The following is a 21,975-nucleotide window of genomic DNA, read 5'->3' on the forward strand; positions in this document are numbered from 1 at the left end:
CTTTCGTCACCCGGGCGGGTCAGACGCTGACGCCCCGAGCGCGGAGGTAGGGCGCGGGGTCGATGCGGACGCCGCCGGACCAGACCTCGAAGTGGATATGGCAGCCCGTGGAGGCGCCGGTCGAGCCGGTGTAGGCGATGACCTGACCGGCGCGCACGCGCTGACCGTACGAGACGTTGTAGCCGCCCGACATGATGTGGGCGTAGGCCGTGACGATGCCGTTGGAGTGGCGGATCTGGACGTAGTTGCCCCAGGCGCCGCTGAGCCCGGCGAAGATGACGGTGCCGCTGGCGGCCGCGTAGATCGGCGAGCCGCAGCCCGAGCCGAAGTCGATACCGCGGTGACCGCTCGAGGTGCAGTAGCCGCCCGAGCAGATGGAGCCGCGGGTGCCGAACCACGAGGTGATTCCGCCGTGGCCGGGGCGCACCCAGCCCGACGGCTGGACCTCTCCGCCGCCACCGCCGGAGGAGCCGCCGGCGGGCGAACCGCCACCGCCTCCCGATGACCCGCCGGAGGAGCTTCCGCCCCCGCCGCCACCGTTGTTGTTGTTCGCTGCCGCTTCTTCGCGGCGGCGCTTCTCTTCTTCGCGGCGACGACGCTCTTCTTCGCGACGACGACGGGCTTCTTCTTCGCGGGCTCGACGAGCCGCCTCTTCGCGTTGGCGCTTGAGGCGCGCTTCGCGCTCGCGACGGCGGACCTCGACGCCTTCCTTGTAGCTCGCGACCGTGGCGGCCGTGGTGTCGCGGAGGGCGTCGAGCTGCGCTTCGAGCACGTCGCGGTGCTCGTTCTGCGCGGCGAGCGCGGCCTGCGCCGCTTCGGCGGCGGCCTGCGCGGCCTGCAGCTTGCTCTCGGCTTCGACCTTGAGGCGGTCGCGCTCCTTGCGGGCGACCTCGGCCTGATTGGCGAGGTTCTTCGCGTTGTCGCGGGCGCCCGTCGCTTCGGCGTAGACCTCGCGGTTCGCTTCGACGAGCTTGTCCATCGTGCCGAGGCGACCGAGGAGGTCGTCGGCGCCGGCGGTCGACTCGGAGAAGAAGAGATCGAGCGTCGCATCGCTCTTGCCGGAGCGGTACTGCTGAGCGGCGAGCACACCGAGCTTGGATGCCGCGGCATCCGCTCGTTCGGATTCGGCATCGGCCTGGGCCTGCAGCGATTCGGCGAGGGCGTGCGCGGTCTCGAGGTTGTCGACGGCGACGGCGTATTCGTTGCCGAGCCGCTCCGCCTCGGCCTGCTTCGACTGGACGTCGTTCTCGAGCCCCTGGATCAGTCCCTGGATGCGGGTGATCTCGGAGCCCTTCGCGGCCTGGTTCGAGCGGGCCTTCTCGACGTCGTCCCACGAGGGGTAGGTGGCGGCGAAGGCGGGCATCGCGATGCCGAAACCGGCGGTGGCGACCGCCGCACCGAAGACGCCGAGCCCGAGAGCGTTGCGGCGGCTGATCGACGAGCGGAACGAGCGCATCTCGTCGGTAGTGGGCGCGCAGCCGCAGTCGACGTCGGTCGGGTCGGTCTCGATGGTCACGCAGGCACCCCCTCACAGGTCCGCAGATCACAGTAGCAACACTGTTCACATTCGTCACAGGGTGATGACGCGCGAGCAACCTCGGCCATCTTGCCCCGGAAAACAGCGGATGCAGCGGCGGACTCGCCCTCGATTCGCACATCGGCCGCAGATCGCATATGCTTGGTCGTCGGTAAGCGTGAGCCTCAGGGTTCGCTCGGCCCCATCGTTTAGCGGCCTAGGACGCCGCCCTTTCACGGCGGTAGCACGGGTTCGAATCCCGTTGGGGTCACTCCCATAATTTAATACGCATGGCCCTGTAGCGCAGTTGGTTAGCGTGCCGCCCTGTCACGGCGGAGGTCGCGGGTTCAAGTCCCGTCAGGGTCGCTCCGTGCGACAGGCCCTTTGTCTCCTCAGAGGGCCTTTCGTCTAGGACATGGCTTTCGACGCCATGCGGCTCTGTAGCTCAGTTGGTAGAGCGCACGACTGAAAATCGTGAGGTCACGGGATCGACGCCCGTCGGAGCCACACGGGTGATCATTACGTCATCCTAGAAACCCTCGCGAAGCTTCTATTCGCGGGGGTTTCGCCTTTCTCCGCTTCGGCCGCGGCGCGGGCGGGCACCCGGTCGTGGTTACGATCGGGACATGATCAAGTACGCTGGCTACCTTTTCGGAATCTCGATGGTGTTCGCCATCGTGGGCGTGCTGCTCGCTGAGCGCCTTCCGGAATGGTGGCGGCCTCTCTCGGTGTTCCTCGTCGCCTCGAGCGCGGCGATGTTCCTGCTGTCCTTCGTCATCGACTACCGGCGCAAGCGCGCGGCCGAGTGACCCGCCTCCGCTCCGCCCGCCTGATCGGATGCGCCGCGGGGGCGCCGGCTCCCGTGCACGTCAGAACGTGAGGACGGCGCCGTCCTCCGGAACCACGACGGATGCCGCGATCCCCCGCTCCTTCGCGAGTGCGCGGACCATATCCCGGGTGACCGTGCAGTGGTTCAGGGCCTCCATGTGGACGGCGACGATCTTCGCCGCCGGGGCGAGCCCGTGCACCGTGGCGACGTCCTCCGCGCCCATGATGATCGGATCGAGGCCCGGTAGAACGGCCTCCCCGGTGTTGAGGACGACGATCTCGGGGCGGTGCGCCGCCAGCGCCTCCGCGACCTCGCCTGTGAACACGGTGTCGCCCGCGACGTAGACCGTCTTCTCGTCGGGGTGGGCGAACACGACACCCATCACCTCACCCAGGTTCGGCTTGGCCGCGAGCGTCGCGTCGGATCCGTGCTGCCCACCGGTGCGGGTGAGGGTGACCCCGGCGAACGTGCGCGGCTCGTCGAGCACCATCACCTCGGTGAAGCCCGCGTCCCGCACCACCTGGGCGTCGCCGGCGTGCTGGACGATGATCGGCACCTCGCGCGGCAGCAGCGCCGCCGCAGCGGCATCCCAGTGATCGGAGTGCGTGTGCGTGACGACGACCAGGTCGGGACGCACGAGCTCGTCCAGCGGGACGACGAGCTCGACGAGAGGGTTGCGCTGGGGTCCGCCGAATCCGGGTTGCGAGGCCTTTGCGCCGAGCATCGGATCGATCAGGATGCGAAGCCCCTTCATCTCGAGCAGCATGGTCGCGTTCCGCACCTGAGTCATCTTCATCCCTCGATCGTCTCACGAAGCGTGGAATACCCCCATGAGGTATGCGTTACAGTGGAAGACATACCCAAGGGGGGTATCCCGATGAGAGGAGACATCATGACGACGACCGAATACCAGGTGACCGGAATGACCTGCGCCCACTGCGAGCGTGCGATCCGCGATGAGGTCGGCCAGCTCGCCGGCGTCGAAGACATCCGCGTCGATGCGACCTCCGGCTCCCTCATCGTGACCGCCGCGCAGCCGCTCGACGACGCCGCCGTCCTCTCGGCAGTGGACGAAGCCGGATACTCCGCGGTCCGCATCTGATGAACGCCGCAGCGAGGCTCAGCCTGTTCGCCGCCGCCCTCGCGGTCGCCTTCGCGGGTTCGTTCGCCCTCGCCGCGGTCGCCGTGCCCGACGACTGGGCAGACGACTGGACATCGCAGACCACCGCGCCGGGCCACGCGCCGGGCGACACCGCGGACGATCACTGATCGACGACGTGAAAGAAGCCAGCATGACCACCGCAACACCGACCGCCTCCGCGGGCTCGAGCGTCGAGCTCGAGATCGGGGGCATGACGTGCGCGTCCTGCGCGATGCGCATCGAGAAGAAGCTCAACAAGCTCGAGGGCGTCTCCGCCACCGTGAACTACGCGACCGAGAAGGCCCGCGTCACCGTTCCCGAGGGCTACGACGCGGCAGCGCTGATCGCACAGGTCGAGGCGACCGGGTACACGGCATCCCTCCCCGCGCCGGCGCAGCCCGACGCTGAGGCCCCCGCCGACCCCGAGCTCACGTCGCTTCGCACCCGGATGATCGCCTCGATCGTGCTGACCGTTCCCGTCATCGCGATGGCGATGATCCCTGCCCTGCAGTTCACCTACTGGCAGTGGGCCTCGCTCGCCCTCGCCGCGCCGGTCGTGGTCTGGGGCGCGCTGCCCTTCCACCGCGCCGCCTGGGCCAACCTCCGCCACGGCTCGGCCACGATGGACACCCTGATCTCCATGGGCACCGCCGCCGCCTTCCTGTGGTCGCTGTACGCCCTGTTCCTCGGCTCGGCCGGCGAACCCGGCATGACGCACGCCTTCGAGCTCTCGCTCGCCCCGTCCGACGGCGCCGCCAACATCTACCTCGAGGTCGCCGCCGGCGTGACGACCTTCATCCTCGCGGGCCGCTACTTCGAGAAGCGCTCCAAGCGTCAGGCGGGCGCCGCCCTCCGCGCCCTCCTCGAGCTCGGCGCGAAAGACGTCGCCGTCCTGCGTGACGGCCACGAGACCACGATCCCCGTCGGCGACCTGCGCACAGGCGACGAGTTCGTCGTGCGTCCGGGCGAGAAGATCGCGACCGACGGCGTCGTCGTGTCGGGCTCGTCGGCGGTGGATGCCGCCATGCTCACCGGTGAGTCGGTCCCGGTCGACGTCACCGTGGGCGACGCCGTGACGGGCGCGACGATCAACGCGGGCGGCCGACTCGTCGTCCGCGCGACGCGCGTCGGCGGCGACACCCAGCTCGCGCAGATGGCCCGCCTCGTCGAAGACGCCCAGACCGGCAAGGCCGAGGTGCAGCGCCTCGCCGACCGCATCTCGGGCATCTTCGTCCCGATCGTGCTCGTCATCACCGTCATCACCCTCGGCGCCTGGCTGGGCGCCGGGTTCCCGGCATCCGCTGCCTTCACCGCGGCCGTCGCCGTCCTCGTCATCGCCTGCCCGTGCGCACTCGGGCTCGCCACTCCCACCGCTCTTCTGGTGGGCACCGGCCGCGGCGCGCAGCTGGGCATCCTGATCAAGGGCCCCGAAGTGCTCGAATCGACCCGCAAGGTCGACACCATCGTGCTCGACAAGACCGGCACGGTCACGACCGGCAAGATGACCCTGGTCGACGTCGTGACCGAGCCCGGCACCGACAGCGACGAGCTCCTGCGCCTCGCCGGCGCGCTCGAAGACGCCTCGGAGCACCCGATCGCCCGCGCCATCGCCGCCGCGGCCGCCGAACGCACGGGGCGTCTCGCGGAGGCCCAGGGCTTCGCGAACATCGAGGGCAAGGGCGTGCAGGGCGTCGTCGACGGGCACGCCGTGCTCGTCGGCCGCGAGAGCCTGCTCGCCGAATGGTCGCTGCGCCTCAGCGCCGACGTCGCCGAGGCGAAGGCGGCCGCCGAGGCCGCCGGGCAGACCGTCGTCGCCGTCGGCTGGGACGGCGCCGCGCGCGGCATCCTCGTCGTCGCCGACACCGTCAAGCCCACCAGCGCCGAAGCCGTCTCGCAGCTCGTCCGGCTGGGGCTGACTCCGATCCTCCTCACCGGCGACAACGACGCGGTCGCCCGGCGCATCGCCGACGAGGTCGGCATCGAGCAGGTCATCGCGGGCGTCCTTCCTGCCGACAAGGTCGAGGTCGTCGCGCGACTGCAGCGCGAGGGCAAGGTCGTCGCCATGGTCGGAGACGGCGTCAACGACGCTCCGGCGCTGGCGCAGTCCGACCTCGGCATGGCGATGGGGGCCGGCACCGACGCCGCCATCGAGGCATCCGACATCACCCTGGTCCGCAGCGATCTGCGCAGCGCCGTCGACGCGATCCGCCTCTCGCGGCGCACCCTCGCCACGATCAAGTCCAACCTGTTCTGGGCCTTCGCCTACAACGTCGCGGCGATCCCGATCGCGGCACTCGGACTCCTGAACCCGATGCTGGCAGGCGCTGCCATGGCATTCTCGAGCGTGTTCGTCGTGGGCAACAGCCTGCGCCTGCGCGGCTTCTCGACTACCACCCGATGACCCGCCCGCCCGTCCGAGGAGGAACCCCATGACCACCGTCGACACCCACGCCGCGCACGGCTACATCAACGACAAGGACAAGTATCGCAACCGCCTGAAGCGCATCGAAGGCCAGGCGCGCGGCGTCTCGCGGATGGTCGAGGAGGAGAAGTACTGCATCGACATCCTCACGCAGATCAGCGCGCTCAAGAGCGCGTTGGATGCCGTCGCGGTCGGCCTGCTCGACGATCACCTGAAGCACTGCGTGGTCGACGCGGCCCGTTCGGGTGGCGACGAAGCCGACCTGAAGATCAAGGAAGCGAGCGACGCCATCGCCCGCCTCATCCGGTCCTGACCGGGCGCGCCCTGCCGTGATGCGCTTCTGCCGCAGTCGCCGTCAGGGTCGCCGCTGCACCCGGCCCCTCGAGCACGCGGGCCTGCACCGGCACCGCACGATCATGTGGGCCGACGGCGCCGCCGACGCGTCGGCGTGCGCAGGATCGGGCGCCGCGGGGCGCCCGGCCGCGACCCTTGCGGACGGCTTTCCGGGCGGCCGCGCGCTCTGCGACATCTGCCAACGGTTCGTGCCCCTCACGCCCGACGGGCGGCTCGCGCCGCACGACACATCCGACCCGGATGAATCGGATGCCGACGCCGCCCGCCGCCGGGAGTGGTTCAACTCCCACGGCTGGCAGTGACCAGGCCGTCCCGGCGCCGTCGCCACGTGGCATGCTGACCTCATGCGTATCGCCGTCACAGGTTCTTCGGGAAAGCTCGGCTCCGTCGTCGTCGACGAGCTGCGCGACGCCGGGCACGAGGTCATCGGGTTCGATCTGACCGGCCGCCGCGGCCCCGGCTTCGTCCAGATCGACCTCACCGATTACGGGCAGGTCGTCGACGCGTTCACGGCGGTGGGCGATCAGCACACCGGCCTCGACGCGGTCGTGCATCTCGCCGCAGTGCCGGCCCCCGGCATCCGGCCCGACGTCGCCACGTTCCACAACAACATGGCGAGCACGTTCAACGTGTTCTGGGCTGCGATCCGCGCGGGGATCACGCGCATCGTCTACGCCTCGAGCGAGACGGTGCAGGGCCTCCCCTTCGACGCCCCGCCGCCCTACATCCCGGTCGACGAGGCCTACCCGGCGCGGCCCGAGTCGGTGTACTCGGTCGTCAAGCACCTCGAGGAGACCCTCGCAATCGAGCTCACCCGGTGGCATCCGAACGTGTCGATCACCGCCCTGCGGTTCTCGAACGTGATGGTGCCGGCCGACTACGCCGAGTTCCCCTCCTTCGACTCCGATGCGCGCCTGCGCAAGTGGAACCTGTGGAGCTACATCGACGCCCGCGACGGCGCGCAGGCGGTCATCCGGGCCCTCGAGGTCGCCCCGGCGGGGTTCGACCACTTTCTCATCGCGGCGGCCGACACCGTCATGTCGCGCCCGAACGCCGAGCTCGTCGCCGAGGTGTTCCCCGGTGTCGAGCTGCGCGGAGACCTCGGTGAGCACGACTCGCTGTTCTCTACCGCGAAGGCTCAGCGCCTGCTCGGCTACCGCCCCGTGCACTCGTGGCGCGACGAGGTCGGCGCGTAGCGCGAGGCGAGCGCCACGTCAGCGGACGCGGAGCGAGAACGCCCGCACGATCTGGATGAGGCCGAGGGCGACGAGCGAGATGCCCATCATCCACCAGAGCACCACGGCACCCCAGAGCGGGGCGAACAGGATGAAGATCCCCGCGACGAGGCTGAGGATCGCGAAAGCGAGCGTCCAGAGGCGGGTGCGCCCCGCGGGGAGCGTCGACAGCGCCACGACGCCCTCGATGATCCACATGATCCCGACGAGGGCGCCGAGGAACGTGGCCAGCGTCGCCGCGGCGAGGCCGAGGTTCGAGAACGCGACGATCCCCGCGAGCACGAAGAGCAGGCCGAGCACGATGTGCCCGATGCGCGACCAGCCGCCCGCCGTCTTCGACAGGATGCCGATCGCGGCGTACACGAGCCCGGCGATGATCGCGTAGACCGCGATGATGCCGGCGACGACCATGGCGGTCTTGGCCGGCCAGATGAGGATGAGCAGTCCGACGATGACGGCGAGCGCACCGCCGACGATGAACGCCGTCCGGATGCCCTTCACGATCGTTCCCGATGCCGTGGTCGTGTGCATGGCCGCCCCGTTTCGCAGATGTGGGGCCAGCGTATTGGTCCCGTCGCCGCAGGTACAACGGCCCTCACGACGAGAGGGGGGCCGCCCGATGACGGGCGACCCCCCTGCATCCGGTCTTATCGCTTGAGCCGCGTCGCGGCCGAGACCTTCGTCACGCTCTGATAGCCGTCCTTCGTTACGGTCGCCTTCACGACGACGCGCTTTCCGGCATCAGCCTTCACGGGCGTGTAGCTCGCGCCCATCCCGACCGTGCGGCCGTCGACGAACCACTCGAAAGCCTGGTTCGCCGAGGGCGACACCCGGATCGACGCCGTCAGCTTCTTGCCCACGACGGCTGCACCCGAGATCTTCGGCGTCGAGACGCGGGAGAAGGTCTTCGCCACGGTCGAGGCCGCCGAGGTGGCGGTGACCGACTCGTAGCCGCGCCGTGCGAGGGTCACCTGGACCGCCAGCTTCTTGCCGCCGTCGGCCTTCTTGATCGTGTACCCGGCGCTCTTCGCCCCTGCGATCGGCGCCCCGTCGGCGAACCACCGGTAGGTCTTGACGGATGCCGCCGGGGTCGACGTGACCGACGCGGTCACCCGCTTGCCCACGACGACGTTGCCTGAGATCTTCGGGGTGCTGACACCGGTGAACGCCTTCGTCAGCGCGCCGGTGGCCTTCGCGATGAGCGATGACGCCGTCTTGACCTGGTCTGCCGTCGGGGCGGATGCGGCCAGAACGATGCGCGCCTTCTCGAGCGCGAGGTCGAGCGAGGCGAGCGACGATGCCGAGTACGACGCGCGATCGATGCCCTCGGCGCCGGCGACAGCCGCGGCGAGCCCGGTGGTGTCGACCGTGGACGGGGCGACCTCACGGATGAGCGAGAAGTCGTCGAACGCGCCCCAGGTTCCTCCGGCGACATCCGTCAGCGAGCCGGAGACGACCGCCTCACCCGATGCGCCGACGACGACAGGGACGCTCGACGGGTTGCGCTCACCCCACGCGGTGAGCCGGAGAGGGGTCTCGTAGGTGCCCTCCGACGTGACCGCTCGCAGCGTCGCCGCGCCTGCGGTGAACGCGCCGCCGTGGGCGACGGCCGAGAGCACGTAGGTGCCGGCGGGCAGCCCCGTGATCGTCTGGGTGACGGCCGTCGAGTAGGTCTCGGCCGCCCAGAAGCGGAAGGCCCGCTCCCCCGACCCGGCGTCGGGCGTCCAGTCGATCGACGACCCGGTGCCGGCGAGCGACCACGGTGCGGCGCCGTCTTCGAAGCCGCCGTTGGCGACGTGCTGGGTGACGGATGCCTCGACCGTGACGCTCGCGGTCACGGGGAAGCCCGCGCCTGTGACGCCGGAGACCGTGTACGTACCCGGGCTGGTGATCCACGAGAGCGCGTCCGACCACTCGACGGGCGCCGACGCGGTCGAGCCGTCGTTGTACTGGAGGCGGACGCTCGCCGGCAGGGCGACCGAGGCGGCATCCGCGAAGGAGAGCGTCACGGGGTCGTGCGCCACGACCTCGAGCGCCGTGGCCGCGCCGGTGTAGACGTACTCGAAGGTCGACAGCGACTCGAGGGGGGTGCCGTCTGCCGCGAACAGGGCCTGGTTGTCCCAGGCAGATCCGCCGAAGTACTCACCGGCATCGACCGGATCGTACTCGCCGGCGGCAGAGCTCGCCCAGCCCGATCCGTCGCGCTCCCACAGCGCCTTGTTGGCCTCGACGGTCGACGCCGGGCCGACCGGCAGCCAGGCCGGCTCCCAGTAGTAGACGCCGAGACCGGCGCCGCCCTGCACGTCGCTGACGGCGGCGATGACGTCGCGGAGCGACCGCGCCTGACCCTGGACGGAGACCGGGTACTGCGTCGCCTCGGCGGGGGTGTCGATCACGTTGGCGTGGCCGTCGGCGTCATCGAGGGTGGTCGCCCACGACGTCTCGGCGACCATGACCTTCTTGCCGAACTGGGTGACGATCTTGTCGAGCTCGCTCTGGAGGTTCTCGACGGTGCCGTGCCAGTAGGGGTAGTACGACGAGGCGAACACGTCGTAGTCGACGCCGTACGTGCGCAGGTTCTCGGCGATCGTGGCGTAGTTGCCGCGCTCGGGGTTCGTGAAGTGGACGGCGACGAGGGCGTCGGGAAACACCTGGTCGACGCCCTCCGACCCGGCCTGGAAGATGCGGGACATGTTCGCCCAGCCGGTTTCACCGGCGACACCGCCGTTGGTCTCGTTGCCCACCTGGACCATCTCGACGTCGACTCCGGCGGCCTTCATCATCTCGAGCGACTGGACGGTGTAGGCCTTGGTCGCGGCGGCCTTCTGGTCGATCGTGTAGCCGGCCCACGCCTTCGGGGCCTTCTGCTTGGCGGGATCGGCCCAGAAGTCGGAGTAGTGGAAGTCGACCAGGACGCCCAGGCCCGCCTCGGTGGCGAGCGTGCCCATCTCGGTCGCGCGCGCGGCATCGACGTTGCCGCCGCCGTAGCCCTGGCCCGTCGACGAGTGGAACGGGTCGTTCCAGACGCGCAGCCGCACATCCGTGACACCGTGGTCGGCGAGCACCTCGAACAGGTTCGCCGGCTGCCCTGCGTCATCGCGGAACACGACGCCCGATTCGATGAGCGACAGGTACGAGGAGACGTCGACACCCATCGTGAAGTCGGCGGACAGCCCGTCGACTTTGTCGACGAAGATGCCCGCGTCCACGGGGCCCGTGTCGGCGACCGCGGCGTTCGCGTTCGCGCCGATCGCGAGGGCGACGGCGGCCGCGATCGCGGCCGTCCTCGAGAGATGACGATTCATCGAGATGCTTCCAATCTTCGTCGATTGGTCGGTGCATCTCTCCGGCGAGCGGGGGCGGGAGGATGCTGTGACCGGTCACAGTTGGGACCGGTCACAGCGTACGATCCGAGGCGCGATGCGGAAAGGCCGAGGCGAGCGCCGAGACCGAACCGTTACCATCGAGCCCGAGCATCCGTCTGCGGTGCACATCCTCAGTCCCGGCCGAACACGCGCGGGTAGGCTGAGGCGTCCCGTGCCCGCCGAGCATCGCGAGCCCCCATGGATCTGTCGATCATCGTTCCGACCTTCAACGAGGGTCCGAACGTCGACGAGCTCCTGCGCCGCATCGGCGCGGCGCTGGACGGCCGCGTCTTCGAAGTCGTATTCGTCGACGACTCCACCGACGACACCCCGGCCCTGATCACGGCCGCCGCCGAGTCCGCAGGCTTCCCAGTTCGGCTGATCCACCGCGAGGCCGCTGTCGCCGGTCTCGGCGGCGCCGTCCTCGAGGGCTACCGCGCCGCGACATCGCGGTGGTGCCTGGTCATGGACGGCGACCTGCAGCATCCGCCCGAAGACATCCCCCGCATGATCGAACGGGCCGAGCGGGGCGACGTCGACATCGTCATCGCGTCGCGCTACGCCTCGGGCGGCACCTCGACCGGCCTCGCCGACGCCACCCGGACGGCAGTCTCCCGCGCCTCGACCGCTCTGACCAAGGCGATGTTCCCCCGAAAGCTCGCCGGGTGCTCCGATCCGATGACCGGGTTCTTCCTCCTCGACACCACGACCGTCGACCTCGAGTCGCTCCGGCCTCGCGGCTTCAAGATCCTGCTCGAGGTGCTCGCGCGGCGTCAGCTGCGCATCGGAGAGGTGCCGTTCGATTTCGCCGAGCGGTTCGCCGGCCGCTCGAAGGCGACCTTCACCCAGGGTGTGCGCTTCCTCACGCAGCTCGCCATGCTGCGCTTCGGGCGCATGTCGGCCTTCGCCCTCGTCGGAGGCTTCGGCGCCATCGCGAACCTCGTCATCATGTGGGGGCTCATCCGCCTCGGGCTCGACTACGTGCCCGCCGCAGTCGTCGCCAGCGTCGTGACGATCATCACCAATTTCTTCCTGCTCGAGTACCTCGTCTTCGCCGACATGAGGTCGGAGTCCGGGCGCATGCGCGCGCGATTCGTGAAGTCGTTCACCTTCAACGGCCTCGAGGCGATCATCCGCATCCCCGTGCTGTCGATCCTCGTCGAGGGAGCGCACATCCCCGCGGTGATGGCGGCCGCGCTCACCCTCATCGCCGCGTTCGTCGTGCGGTTCATGTTCCACGCGCTCATCGTCTACGCCCCCACCCGGCCGCGGCGAGCGGCGGCCCAGCCCGATACCGCCCCCGCCGTCGCGCCCGGGCGTACCCTGGAGCCATGACCGAATCGACCGACCAGATCACCATGTTCGGCGCCGCCTGGTGCCGTGACTGCCGCCGCACCAAGGCTCAGCTCGATGACCTGGGCGTCGCATACCGGTACGTCGACCTCGAGGCCCAGCCCGAGGCCGCGGACATCGCCCGCGAGATCTCCGGCCGCACGAACATCCCCGTCGTGGTCTACCCCGACTCGACGCACCACGTCGAGCCCAGCAACGACGACGTCGCCGCGAAGCTCCGCGAACTCTCGCTGATCTGACCGAGCAGACGCGCGCATGACGGATGCCGGGGCGACGCCGCCCACGGTGATCGCCGACGACATCCGCGGCGCGCTCGACGCCGACCTGGGCGCGCTCCAGGCCGGCTCGACGCGGTGGGCGGGGCGTACCCTCGCGGAACGCCGCGAGCTGCTGCTGCGCGTGCGCGCCGCGGTGGGCGTCGTCGCGGAGGAGTGGGCCACCGCCGCCGCCGCGAGCAAAGGACTCGGCCCACGGCATCCGCTGCGAGGCGAAGAGTGGCTCGCCGGGCCCTACGCGGCGCTCGTGGCACTCGATGCCTACGCCGCTACGCTCGGCGCCCTGGCGAGCGGCCGCAGCCCCCTCGACGGGGTCAAGACCGGGCCGGCGCCGGGCGGTCGGACCGCCGTGCACACGTCACCGCTCAGCGGGACCGATGCCCTGCTGCTCTCGGGCCACACCACCGAGGTCTGGCTGCAGCCCGGCGTGACGGCGTCGCAGGCGCGGGATGCCGCCGGCCTCGGCGCCCGGCATCCTGCCACCTCAGGCGGCGTGGGGCTCGTCCTCGGTGCCGGCAACGTGACCTCGATCCCGTTCCTCGACGTCCTCTACGAGCTGCTCGCGTTCAACCGCGTCGCCCTGCTGAAGGTGAACCCGACACAGGACGCGCTCGTGCCGATCTTCACCCGGGCGTTCGCACCGCTGATCACGGCGGGGTTCGTGCGCATCGTCACCGGCGGCGGCGACGTCGGGGGCTATCTCACGCGGCATCCGCTGATCGATCACGTGCACATCACCGGCTCCGAGGCGACCTTCCGGGCGATCGTCGGTGACGGCCTCGTCGTTCCGATCACGGCCGAGCTCGGCGGGGTCTCGCCGATCATCGTCGTGCCGGGCCGGTGGAGCCGTGCCGATCTGCGGTTCCAGGCCGAGCACATCGCCACCATGCGCCTGCAGAACAGCGGCCACAACTGCATCGCGGGTCAGGTCGTGCTCATCAGCGCCGACTGGGATCAGCGCGCCGAGTTCGAGCGCGAGCTCCACGCCGCTTTCGCCCGAACCCCCGAACGGCCCGTCTGGTACCCCCGCAGCGCGGACAAGCTGGGCGCGGTGCGCGCCGAGTATCCGGATGCCGCGTGGTCGGCGGGCGGGTCCCGCGCCATCGTGACCGGAGGCGGCGCGGTGGAGACGACCGAGTTCTTCGCGCCCGTGCTCGGCCTGATCGATCTTCCGGGCACCGGCCAGCGGTTCCTCGACGCGGCCGTCGAGCATGCGAACAGCCGGCTCACGGGCGCACTCGGCGCCAACGTCCTCATCGACCCGCGCACGCAGCGGGCGCTGGGCGACGGGTTCGACGAGGCGATCGCGCGCCTGCGCTATGGCACGGTGGCGATCAACACCTGGACGGCCTTCGGGTTCCTGACCCCCACCGCCACCTGGGGTGCGTTCCCGGGCGGCACGACCCATGACGCCCCGAGCGGGATCGGGATCGTGCACAACGCGCTCCTGCTCGCCGACGTCGAGCGCACCGTCGCACGAGGTCCGTTCCGCCCGTTCCCGCGGTCACTCCTGGGCGGCGGGCGGTTCTCGGTCCTGCCGACGCCGCCATGGTTCGTGACGTCGCGCACCGGCGCAGCCGTGTCGGAGGGCTTCGCACGGTTTCGCATCGACGGCAGCATCCCGCGGCTCATCGTCACGATGGTGCGGGCGTTCGGCGCCTGACGCAGCGCCGGAAACGCGAAACGCGCGCGGCCCGGGCCGAAGCCCGACGCCGCGCGCGTTGCGCGGAAGATCAGCGTCCGCTGCGGCGGGCGCCACCGTTCTGACGGACGACCGAGCCGACGCTCAGGCCGGCAGAGGTCGCGCGGCGACCGGGACGACGAGCGCCACCGGATGCCGGGGCCCCGGCCTTCGCGCCGGTGTGACCGGCAGCGGCACCCTGACCGTGCGAGGCACCGTGCGAGCGGGCGGCGGGCGCCTGGCCCTGACCGCTGCGACCGGCACCGGAGGCGGCGCCGCGGCTCGAGCTGCGACCGTCACCGGAGCTGCGCTGGCCGCGGCCTTCGCCACGGGACTGGCCGTCGCGCGCGGCGCGCTTGCGCTGCGCGTTGGCGCCCTGGCTCTGACCGCCACCGCGCTGCTGGAGCTCGATGGGCGCGGGCGTGACGTGCGCGGCGACGGGGCCGACGAGCTCGGTCACGGCGGGCGACTTGGCGTGCACGGCCTCGGGCGTGACGGTGATGGCCGCCTTGCGGAGGAGTCCGTCGACGTCACGGCGCTGCTCGGGGAGCACGACGGTGACGACGGCACCTTCGGCACCCGCACGCGCGGTGCGGCCCGAGCGGTGCAGGTACGCCTTGTGCTCGGTGGGCGGGTCGACGTGGACGACGAGCTCGACGTTGTCGACGTGCACACCGCGGGCGGCGACGTCGGTCGCGACGAGCACGCGGGCCTCACCCGCGGCGAACGCCGCGAGGTTGCGGTCGCGCTGCGGCTGCGAGAGGTTGCCGTGCAGGTCGACCGCGGGGATGCCCTCGGCCGTCAGCTGGCGAGCCAGCTTGCGGGCGGTGTGCTTCGTGCGGAGGAACAGGATGCGGCGGCCCTTGCCCGAGGCGAGGGTGCGGACGAGGTCCTTCTTCGCTTCGGTGCTCGCGACGTGGAAGACGTGGTGGGTCATCGCGGCGACGGGCGAGTTGGCCTCGTCGACCGAGTGGAGCACCTCGTTGTGGAGGAAGCGGCTGACGAGCTTGTCGACGCCGTTGTCCAGCGTGGCACTGAACAGCATGCGCTGCGAGCCCTGGGGCGTCGCGTTCAGGATGCGGGTGACGCCCGGCAGGAAGCCGAGGTCGGCCATGTGGTCGGCCTCGTCGATGACGGTGATCTCGACGGCATCCAGGCTCACGAGCTTCTGCTGCATGAGGTCCTCGAGGCGGCCGGGGCACGCCACGATGATGTCGGCGCCGGCGCGGATCGCCTCGACCTGACGGTTCTGGTTCACCCCGCCGAAGATCGTCGCGGTCTTCATGCCGTAGGCGGCGGCGAGGGGCGCGAGGACGCGGTCGATCTGCGTCGCGAGTTCACGGGTCGGCGCCAGGACGAGACCGAGGATGCGGCCGCGGCGACGGGTGCCGCCGGCGAGGCCCTGACCCAGACGGGCGACCATCGGGATCGAGAAGGCGAGGGTCTTGCCCGAGCCGGTGCGACCGCGGCCGAGCACGTCGCGACCCGCGAGGGTGTCGGGGAGCGTGTCGATCTGGATCGGGAACGGGGTGGTCTTGCCATCTGCGGCGAGGGCCGCGATGACGGGAGCGGGCACGCCGAGCGTGCCGAACGTGGGTTCAGTCATGAGAGAACTAACTCGGGCGTGATCGCCCGGATCGGTGTCCCGAGTGCGAATGCGCAGACGGGTTCGCCGTGAGAAGGAGTCGCCGGCGACGATCGAGCGATCGGCAGCGGTAGATGCGTTCTACGACGCGAGGGGCACCGGGGAGGGCGCCGCAACCCTTCGATCGTAGCAGGCACGCCTGGGAGGGCGCCTCAGAGGTCGGAGTCCGCTGCCGCGAAGGTGTCGCACGCGCCGACTCCGCCGTCGTATCCGGTGGTGAACCAGCGCTGCCGCTGCTCGCTCGACCCGTGCGTCCAGCTCTCGGGATTGACCTGACCCGACTGCGACTGGATGTGGTCGTCACCCACGGCGGCCGCAGCCTCGAGGGCGCCGTCGATCTGCTCGCGGGTCGGCTCGAGCAGGTAGGCGTTGCCGTTGCTGTCGGTCTGCTCGGCGGCATCCGCGACCCACGCACCGGCGAAGCAGTCGGCCTGGAGCTCGGTGCGCACCGCGTTGCTCGTCTCGCCCGTGCCGTCACGCGGATACCGCTCGAAGGTGCCCTGGAGCTCCTGCACGTGGTGGCCGTACTCGTGGGCGAGGATGTAGAGCTGCGCGAGCTCGCCGGTCTCCGCGCCGAGCTGCGTGCGGACGATCGACCAGAACGACGGGTCGATGTACACCGTCTGCTCGGGCGGGCAGTAGAACGGGCCGGTCGAGTTCGACGCGGTTCCGCACGCCGTCGCGGTGGACTGGTCGACGACGACGAGATCGGGCGCCCGGTAGTCGGCCCCGAGGGTGTTGCTCCAGAAGCTGTTGATGACCTCTTCACCGGCGTCGAGCCGGCAGGCGTCATCGGCGTTCGCCTGCTCGCCCGTGACGCAGTTCTCCACAGCGGTGCCCGGGTCGCCCGACCCTCCCTGCGGGGCCCCTCCCCCGAGGAGTCCGCTGAGATCCTGACCGGTGAAGATCGAGATCAGGAGGACGGCGACGGCGATCACACCGCCACCGCCGGCGATGGCCGTGCCCTTGCCGGGGCCGCGCCGCTTCGCGCTCTTGCCGGAGACGTCCGCGTCGGGATTGAAGGTCATGTCGTGACGGTACTGCCCCGGCGCGGACCGCCGCAGGTGCTTGCCTCGCGCACGCCGTCGTGCTTAGCGGACGACGATCAGCCGGCGGCGATGGGCTGCGCGCTCCGCGTCGGTCACAATGGGAGGACCGCGCGAAGGAGAGCACAGTGGCCGACATCTCGGAGCACGCCCCCGGTGACTACGCGGAATCGCGGACGATCGCGATTCCGGCCGATCCGGCCGCCATCCCGCCGGCCCTCGCCGGACTGCAGCCGACCCCCGAGTGGTGGCTCGCCCTCCCCTCGGGCGCCCGCCTCGTGGGGCTCGTCGTCTCGCGGCCCGACATGCCCAGCATCTTCGCGCAGCGAGAGGCCCTGGCCGGCTTCGGCGTGCCGATCGAGGGGTTCCGGCATCCGGCTCCCGAGACCGGCGAGACCTGGGAGGAGCGGCTCGCGCGACTCTTCGGCCGACTGGGCGCCGGCGACGTCCTGGTCGTGACGGATGTGAAGGCGCTCGGCCGCGACGTCGACGAGGAGACCCGGACGTTCGCCGAGCTCCGGCGTCGCGCCGTGATCGTGAAGGTGCTCGACCGAGGCTGAACGCCTCGGCTCAGGATGCCGCGCAGATGCGGGTCTCCTGGCTCACCGCCCCGTTCTCGCGGCGGACGGCCACATCGATGCAGGCCTGGGTGTCGCCGTCGAGCGGCACGGCGATCGTCGGATCGGCGACGATCTTGAGGTCTCCTGCCCCGCCGTCGAGCGTGACGCGCTCCCAGACGTAGCTGTCGCCCGACTCCGGCTCGGGGTTGATCCAGGAGAAGACCGCCTGGTCGCCCTCGATCTTCGCGCCGCTCTCCTGCGGCGCCGCGACGAAGCCCTCGACCGGGTCCTGCGGGTCGACCGGTTCAGGCTCGGTGGCCACCGGCGTGGGGATCGCCGACGGCGGCGCCAGCAGGCTCGCGGTCGCGACGGCGCCCACGACGACCACGGCGGCGGCGGCGAGGCCGATGCCGATCCAGAGACCCTTCTTCGAGCGGGGCTTCTGGGGGCCGGTGGTCGTCTCCGGCGCGGCCGGATGCTCGGGCCGAGGGGCAGGCGCGGTGACGGGCAGCGCCCCGCCCGGGCCGCGGACGACCGTGCCCTCGTCGACGGCCGTCGTGGTGTCGGCGCGCGCCGAGGTGCGGCCGATCGTGTTCTGCGGGATCGACACGGCGCCGCGGAGCATGGTGGCGTCGGTCTCCGTCGCCCCGTTGCCGGTCACACCGGCGACGCCGGTCGGCCCGGTGAGGCCGGGAGCAGCGGCCGCCCAGGCGCCGCGTTCCCACGTGGGGCCCGCCGAGGGAACCGTGTGGGGGTCGATGCTGACGATGCCGCGAACTCGGGTCAGCTCGCCGTCGTTGTCTTGATCTTCGACGGCAGGTGAGTCGTCGAGGATGTCGATCGGGGTGACGGAGTGCGCCAGCTCGATCTGCACCTTCTGGAGCGCCCGCGCGAAGGCGACCGCGGACTCGAAGCGGTCCGCCGGGCGCTTGGCCATGGCGCGCTCGAGGACCACGTGCAGCGACGCGGGCGCGTCGGCGCGGTCGAGGCGGGCGAGCGGCTCGGTCTCGATGCGTCGGATGAGATCGGCTCCGCCGTTGCGCCCGCCGGGCACCTCGAAGGGCGAACGGCCGGAGAGCAGGTTGTAGACGGTGGCGCCGAGGGCCCAGACGTCCGAGCGCACGGTGAAGTCGGGGGTGTCGGCGAACGATTCCGGCGGCGACCAGGGAATGGACATGCCGGCGGACGGGTCGATGCCGTCGGCGGTCGTGGCGATGCCGAAGTCGGTGAGGGCGGGGCGGTTGTACTCGGTGACGAGGATGTTGGCGGGTTTGATGTCGCGGTGGAGGATGCCGGCGCGATGCGCGGTCTCGACGGCGGCGGCGACCTGGATGCCGACGCGCAGCACCTCAGCGACGGAGATCGGCGCCGTGCGGGCGCGCACCTGAAGGTTGGGCTTGGAGCAGTACTCCATCACGAGGTACGAGCGGCCGTCGTCGGAGACACCGGCCTGGTAGATCGTGACGATCGCGGGATGCGTCGACAGCATCGCCATGACGTTGGCCTCGGCCTGGAACTGCTCGACGGCGCCGCTGGTCAGCTTGTCGGAGAGGAGCACCTTGACGGCGACCCGGCGGCGCGGCAGGGCCTGCTCGTAGAGGAAGACGTCGGCGAACCCGCCCGAGCCCAGCACCTGCTGGTACGCGAACCCGGGCAGCTGCGGCGGCGCGGCGGGCGCGCGCTTCGAACTCACGGCAGATCCTCGAAGGTCACGGTGACGCCGTCACCGAGGTCGAGGATGTCGCCGTTGACCACCATGGTCGGCTCCTGCGGATGGAGGCGCACGGCATCGTGGCCGCCGCGCATCAGGACGGTGCCGTTCGTGCTGGCGAGGTCGATCGCGAGCACGTGCTCACCCTCGGCGCGGATCTCGACATGGTTGCGCGAGATGTCGTGCTGCGGTCCGTCGACGGCGATGAGGGTCGGGAGCTCGGCCTCGGCAGGGCGGGTCGAGCGCGGTCGCCGACCGATGATGACCGTGCGCTCGAGCTCGAACGCGCGGCCGTCCGCGAGACGGATGCGCCCCTGGGAGGGCTCGCGCCCGGGGACGTTCTCGGTGGAGTCGTACGACGGCGCGCCGGCACCCCGGAGGGCACGAGCCTCCGCGACCGAGATGGTCGCGCCGTCGTGGTCGCCGAGCTCCGAAGGCGTCGGATGGGTCGGCGGCACGAACGGCGGCAGCGACGGGACGGGCGGGATCGGCGGGGCGGCAGCCTTGCGCGGGCTCGCGATCGTCGCCCCGAGAGCGTCGTCGGCGCCGACGGTGTCGGCGCTCGGCGGGCTCGACAGCTCGGTGACCGTGCTGGGCGTCTCGGCCGCCGGCGCCGGGCCGGTGGCGAACGGGATGCCGGTCACAAGGCCGCTCGGCGACGGCGGCTCCTCCGCAGCGGGCTCGCCGGCGGAGGGCTCCTCGGCAGGGGGCTCCTCGGGAGACGGCTCGACCTCTGACGAGGAGGCGCCGGGCTCTCGCTCGTCGGCGGAGTCGGCATCCGCGGCAGGCTCGTCGTCTGCCGACTGCGGGGCTGCAGGCTCTGCGATCTCAGGAGCAGAGATTTCAGACGCGTCGGCATCAGCGGGCCCGGGCTCGGCGGGCTCGACCGCCGGCTCGACGGGTTCAGGTGTGGCCGTGGCCGGCGATTCGGCCGGCGCAGGAGCGGGCTCGGGCTCGACGACGACCGGCGCTGGGGCTGCGGCGGCGGTGACGGTGCGGATGGGCGTCGACGGCACGCCGCGGCTGTCGTCGAGCGTCAGCACGAGGCTCGCGACGGGCACCACGCCCGAGGCGATCGGCAGAGCCGCTGCGTCGTCCGCCGTGCCGACCTCGATCGTGAGACGCGTCGCTCCCGCGAAGAACCGCTCGGTCCAGGTCGACACACCGGCGCCCGACACCGCTTCCGCGCCAGCCGGCGTCTCGACGATCAGCTCGACCGCGCCGCGGACGGCGATGCGGATGCCGTCACCTTCGGCCACTGCGAGCCCGAAGGGCGGGATGGCGGTCAGCGACGTTCCGAAGGCGCCGGTGAGCGACTCGAGCACCGCGCCGATGCCGCCGCCGTCGAGCCGGCGCCACACCGCCTCCACCGCGTGCGGGGTGACCTCGGCGGGCAGCACCGCGAGCGATGTCCCGGTCACCGCTGCGCGCCACGCGTCGCTCCGACCGTCCGGTCGGTATCGCACTTCGCGCATCAGGCGTCTCCTCCTGCCGCGGAACGCGGCCGTGTGTCTCCATCGGCGTCCGAGATCCCGCCGGCGGGCGCGGTCTCGTACGCATCATCATCGTGCCCTGTCACCTGGAGGGCGTCGACCACGACAGCCGTGATGTTGTCGCGACCCCCCTGGAGCATGGCCTCATGGACGAGTCTCGTCGCGGCATCCTGCGGGGAACGCACGTCGGCCAGCACCTGGGCGATCCGCTCTGCCGACACCTCGCCCGACAGGCCGTCGGAGCAGATCAGCATCCGGTCGCCGGGTTCGGCGGGAACGAGCCAGAAGTCGGCCTCGCCGCCGCCGCCCGCCCCGATGGCGCGGGTGATCTCGTTGCGGCGACTGTCTCTGCCCGCGGCCTCGCTGTCGAGGACCCCGGCGTCGATGAGCTCCTGCACGACCGAGTGGTCGACGCTGATCTGCTCGAGCACGCCCTCGGCGAAGCGGTAGGTGCGCGAATCGCCGACGTTCACGGTCAGCCAGTAGCCCGACCCGTCGACCTCGGTCACCGCGACACCGCTCAACGTCGTCCCCGCGGCGCGGCCCTGATGTCCGATGCGCTCGACGATGTCGCGCGCCCGCGCCAGGGCGGCCCGCATCGCGTCGATCCCCACCGTCGGGGTGCCCGCGAGCAGGCCGAACTCGGTGACCACGGCGGCGCTGGCGGCCGCTCCCGCGTCGTGGCCGCCCATGCCGTCGGCGACGAGAAAGAGCGGATACTCGGCGAGGTGCGAATCCTCGTTGACGCGGCGGCGCAGACCCTGATGGGTCGCCGCGCCCACGGCGACATCGATCACGCGGCCGCTCATCGCGCGCTCTCCACGGTCACCCGGCGGTCGCCCACGTCGAGGACGTCGCCCGACCACAGCCGTGCCCGCTCGCCGGGGACGATGCGCTGCGGCTGACCGGCGCGGACGACCACCACGCCGTTGAGCGAGTGCCGATCGACGACCCAGGCGCCCTGCTCGTCTGCGCCGATCTCGAAGTGCGTTTTCGAGATCGAGAGGGTGTCGTCGCGGATCGCCGTGATGCGCATGCCCGGTTCTGCCGCGGGGCTCCGCCCGAAGAGGGTGCCGTCGTAGACGACGTGCCGGGTTCCGTCATCCCAGACGAGCATGGCCAGAGTGGGCGGCGGTGTGCGACCCGCATCGGGGTGGATGCCGGCGCGGTTCGCCACGCCGGGAACCGTGGAGATGACGTCGACGGGAAGTGTGCTGGGCACCCGACCGGCGTTCGTGCGCACCGGCGGAGCCCAGGCCTGCGGCACGGGCATCGGCTGGACGAGCGTCGGCGCGGCCGCAGGCCTGGGCTCCGCCGGTGCGCACGAACGCCGGTCGGGTGCCCAGCAC

21 protein-coding genes and 3 tRNA genes are annotated in these 21,975 nt (G+C 71.1%); 14 read left to right on the forward strand and 10 right to left on the reverse strand.

What is annotated here, in order from left to right:
- Positions 1-19 precede the first annotated feature (19 nt).
- The gene (locus tag ACJJV7_RS02810) at positions 20-1,516 is read right to left on the reverse strand and encodes a peptidoglycan DD-metalloendopeptidase family protein (RefSeq protein WP_405372213.1); all 1,497 of its coding nucleotides are present in this window, start codon (positions 1,514-1,516) and stop codon (positions 20-22) included.
- 198 nt (positions 1,517-1,714) lie between these two features.
- Between ACJJV7_RS02810 and ACJJV7_RS02815 the strand changes: the two genes are divergently transcribed.
- The 4 genes from ACJJV7_RS02815 (at position 1,715) to ACJJV7_RS02830 (ending at position 2,325) form a co-directional block, all read left to right on the forward strand.
- Positions 1,715-1,787: transfer RNA gene (locus tag ACJJV7_RS02815), tRNA-Glu, on the forward strand.
- Positions 1,788-1,808: 21 nt separating this feature from the next.
- A tRNA-Asp gene (locus tag ACJJV7_RS02820) sits at positions 1,809-1,882 on the forward strand.
- Between the two features lie 68 nt (positions 1,883-1,950).
- Positions 1,951-2,023: transfer RNA gene (locus ACJJV7_RS02825), tRNA-Phe, on the forward strand.
- Between the two features lie 119 nt (positions 2,024-2,142).
- Complete coding sequence (locus tag ACJJV7_RS02830; RefSeq protein ID WP_405372215.1) at positions 2,143-2,325, forward strand: hypothetical protein; 183 nt, start codon at positions 2,143-2,145, stop codon at positions 2,323-2,325.
- 60 nt (positions 2,326-2,385) lie between these two features.
- On the opposite strand, the gene ACJJV7_RS02835 is transcribed toward ACJJV7_RS02830, so the two are convergent.
- Positions 2,386-3,141, reverse strand: coding sequence for an MBL fold metallo-hydrolase (locus ACJJV7_RS02835; RefSeq protein WP_405372217.1), 756 nt, complete (start codon positions 3,139-3,141; stop codon positions 2,386-2,388).
- Positions 3,142-3,237: 96 nt separating this feature from the next.
- Here ACJJV7_RS02835 and ACJJV7_RS02840 point away from each other — a divergent pair, with 96 nt between their 5' ends.
- From ACJJV7_RS02840 to ACJJV7_RS02865, 6 genes are read left to right on the forward strand one after another with little or no spacing between them, the layout of a single operon-like run.
- Entirely contained in the window at positions 3,238-3,447 is a 210-nt protein-coding gene (locus ACJJV7_RS02840) for a heavy-metal-associated domain-containing protein (RefSeq protein WP_405372219.1), read from the forward strand.
- Positions 3,447-3,614 (forward strand): hypothetical protein, encoded by a 168-nt coding sequence (locus tag ACJJV7_RS02845; RefSeq protein ID WP_405372221.1) that lies wholly within the window; start codon positions 3,447-3,449, stop codon positions 3,612-3,614. Before ACJJV7_RS02840 ends, ACJJV7_RS02845 begins: the two co-directional genes overlap by 1 nt.
- A gap of 23 nt (positions 3,615-3,637) precedes the next feature.
- Complete coding sequence (locus tag ACJJV7_RS02850) at positions 3,638-5,887, forward strand: heavy metal translocating P-type ATPase (RefSeq protein ID WP_405372223.1); 2,250 nt, start codon at positions 3,638-3,640, stop codon at positions 5,885-5,887.
- 28 nt (positions 5,888-5,915) lie between these two features.
- A complete protein-coding gene (locus tag ACJJV7_RS02855; protein WP_405372225.1) occupies positions 5,916-6,221 on the forward strand; it encodes a metal-sensitive transcriptional regulator in 306 nt (101 codons plus the stop codon).
- A 19-nt stretch (positions 6,222-6,240) separates the two neighbouring features.
- Positions 6,241-6,564 (forward strand): hypothetical protein, encoded by a 324-nt coding sequence (locus ACJJV7_RS02860; RefSeq protein WP_405372226.1) that lies wholly within the window; start codon positions 6,241-6,243, stop codon positions 6,562-6,564.
- A gap of 42 nt (positions 6,565-6,606) precedes the next feature.
- Positions 6,607-7,458 (forward strand): NAD-dependent epimerase/dehydratase family protein, encoded by an 852-nt coding sequence (locus ACJJV7_RS02865; protein ID WP_405372228.1) that lies wholly within the window; start codon positions 6,607-6,609, stop codon positions 7,456-7,458.
- 18 nt (positions 7,459-7,476) lie between these two features.
- Here ACJJV7_RS02865 and ACJJV7_RS02870 read toward each other — a convergent pair whose 3' ends face one another.
- Together ACJJV7_RS02870 and ACJJV7_RS02875 are read right to left on the reverse strand one after the other, a co-directional pair.
- Positions 7,477-8,028 (reverse strand): HdeD family acid-resistance protein, encoded by a 552-nt coding sequence (locus ACJJV7_RS02870; RefSeq protein ID WP_405372230.1) that lies wholly within the window; start codon positions 8,026-8,028, stop codon positions 7,477-7,479.
- Between the two features lie 116 nt (positions 8,029-8,144).
- Entirely contained in the window at positions 8,145-10,802 is a 2,658-nt protein-coding gene (locus ACJJV7_RS02875) for a glycosyl hydrolase 53 family protein (protein WP_405372232.1), read from the reverse strand.
- A gap of 258 nt (positions 10,803-11,060) precedes the next feature.
- Here ACJJV7_RS02875 and ACJJV7_RS02880 point away from each other — a divergent pair, with 258 nt between their 5' ends.
- Genes ACJJV7_RS02880 through ACJJV7_RS02890 form a run of 3 tightly spaced genes read left to right on the forward strand, consistent with a single transcriptional unit; the run spans position 11,061 to position 14,153 of the window.
- Positions 11,061-12,197: a glycosyltransferase gene (locus ACJJV7_RS02880; protein WP_405372234.1), complete on the forward strand. Its 1,137-nt coding sequence runs from the start codon at positions 11,061-11,063 to the stop codon at positions 12,195-12,197.
- A complete protein-coding gene (locus tag ACJJV7_RS02885) occupies positions 12,194-12,454 on the forward strand; it encodes a glutaredoxin family protein (protein ID WP_405372236.1) in 261 nt (86 codons plus the stop codon). Before ACJJV7_RS02880 ends, ACJJV7_RS02885 begins: the two co-directional genes overlap by 4 nt.
- A gap of 16 nt (positions 12,455-12,470) precedes the next feature.
- Entirely contained in the window at positions 12,471-14,153 is a 1,683-nt protein-coding gene (locus tag ACJJV7_RS02890; RefSeq protein ID WP_405372238.1) for an aldehyde dehydrogenase family protein, read from the forward strand.
- Positions 14,154-14,223: 70 nt separating this feature from the next.
- Here ACJJV7_RS02890 and ACJJV7_RS02895 read toward each other — a convergent pair whose 3' ends face one another.
- On the reverse strand, positions 14,224-15,777 hold the full coding sequence (locus ACJJV7_RS02895; RefSeq protein WP_405372240.1) for a DEAD/DEAH box helicase: 1,554 nt from the start codon (positions 15,775-15,777) through the stop codon (positions 14,224-14,226).
- Between the two features lie 191 nt (positions 15,778-15,968).
- Positions 15,969-16,844: a neutral zinc metallopeptidase gene (locus ACJJV7_RS02900; RefSeq protein ID WP_405372242.1), complete on the reverse strand. Its 876-nt coding sequence runs from the start codon at positions 16,842-16,844 to the stop codon at positions 15,969-15,971.
- 146 nt (positions 16,845-16,990) lie between these two features.
- Between ACJJV7_RS02900 and ACJJV7_RS02905 the strand changes: the two genes are divergently transcribed.
- Complete coding sequence (locus ACJJV7_RS02905; protein WP_405372244.1) at positions 16,991-17,422, forward strand: dehydrogenase; 432 nt, start codon at positions 16,991-16,993, stop codon at positions 17,420-17,422.
- Positions 17,423-17,432: 10 nt separating this feature from the next.
- Here the strand turns inward: ACJJV7_RS02905 and ACJJV7_RS02910 are convergent, their stop codons facing one another.
- From ACJJV7_RS02910 to ACJJV7_RS02925, 4 genes are all read right to left on the reverse strand, one after another.
- Positions 17,433-19,115, reverse strand: a complete 1,683-nt coding sequence (locus tag ACJJV7_RS02910) for a protein kinase domain-containing protein (protein WP_405372246.1) — start codon at positions 19,113-19,115, stop codon at positions 17,433-17,435.
- The gene (locus ACJJV7_RS02915; RefSeq protein ID WP_405372248.1) at positions 19,112-20,608 is read right to left on the reverse strand and encodes an FHA domain-containing protein; all 1,497 of its coding nucleotides are present in this window, start codon (positions 20,606-20,608) and stop codon (positions 19,112-19,114) included. Before ACJJV7_RS02915 ends, ACJJV7_RS02910 begins: the two co-directional genes overlap by 4 nt.
- A complete protein-coding gene (locus tag ACJJV7_RS02920) occupies positions 20,608-21,435 on the reverse strand; it encodes a PP2C family protein-serine/threonine phosphatase (protein WP_405372250.1) in 828 nt (275 codons plus the stop codon). The genes ACJJV7_RS02915 and ACJJV7_RS02920 overlap by 1 nt, the downstream gene beginning before the upstream one ends.
- Positions 21,432-21,975: FHA domain-containing protein (locus ACJJV7_RS02925; protein WP_405467811.1), on the reverse strand; the 544-nt coding region annotated here is incomplete at its 5' end. The genes ACJJV7_RS02925 and ACJJV7_RS02920, both read right to left, overlap by 4 nt.

This window comes from Microbacterium sp. Ld4 (assembly GCF_045066555.1).
Lineage (GTDB): Bacteria > Actinomycetota > Actinomycetes > Actinomycetales > Microbacteriaceae > Microbacterium.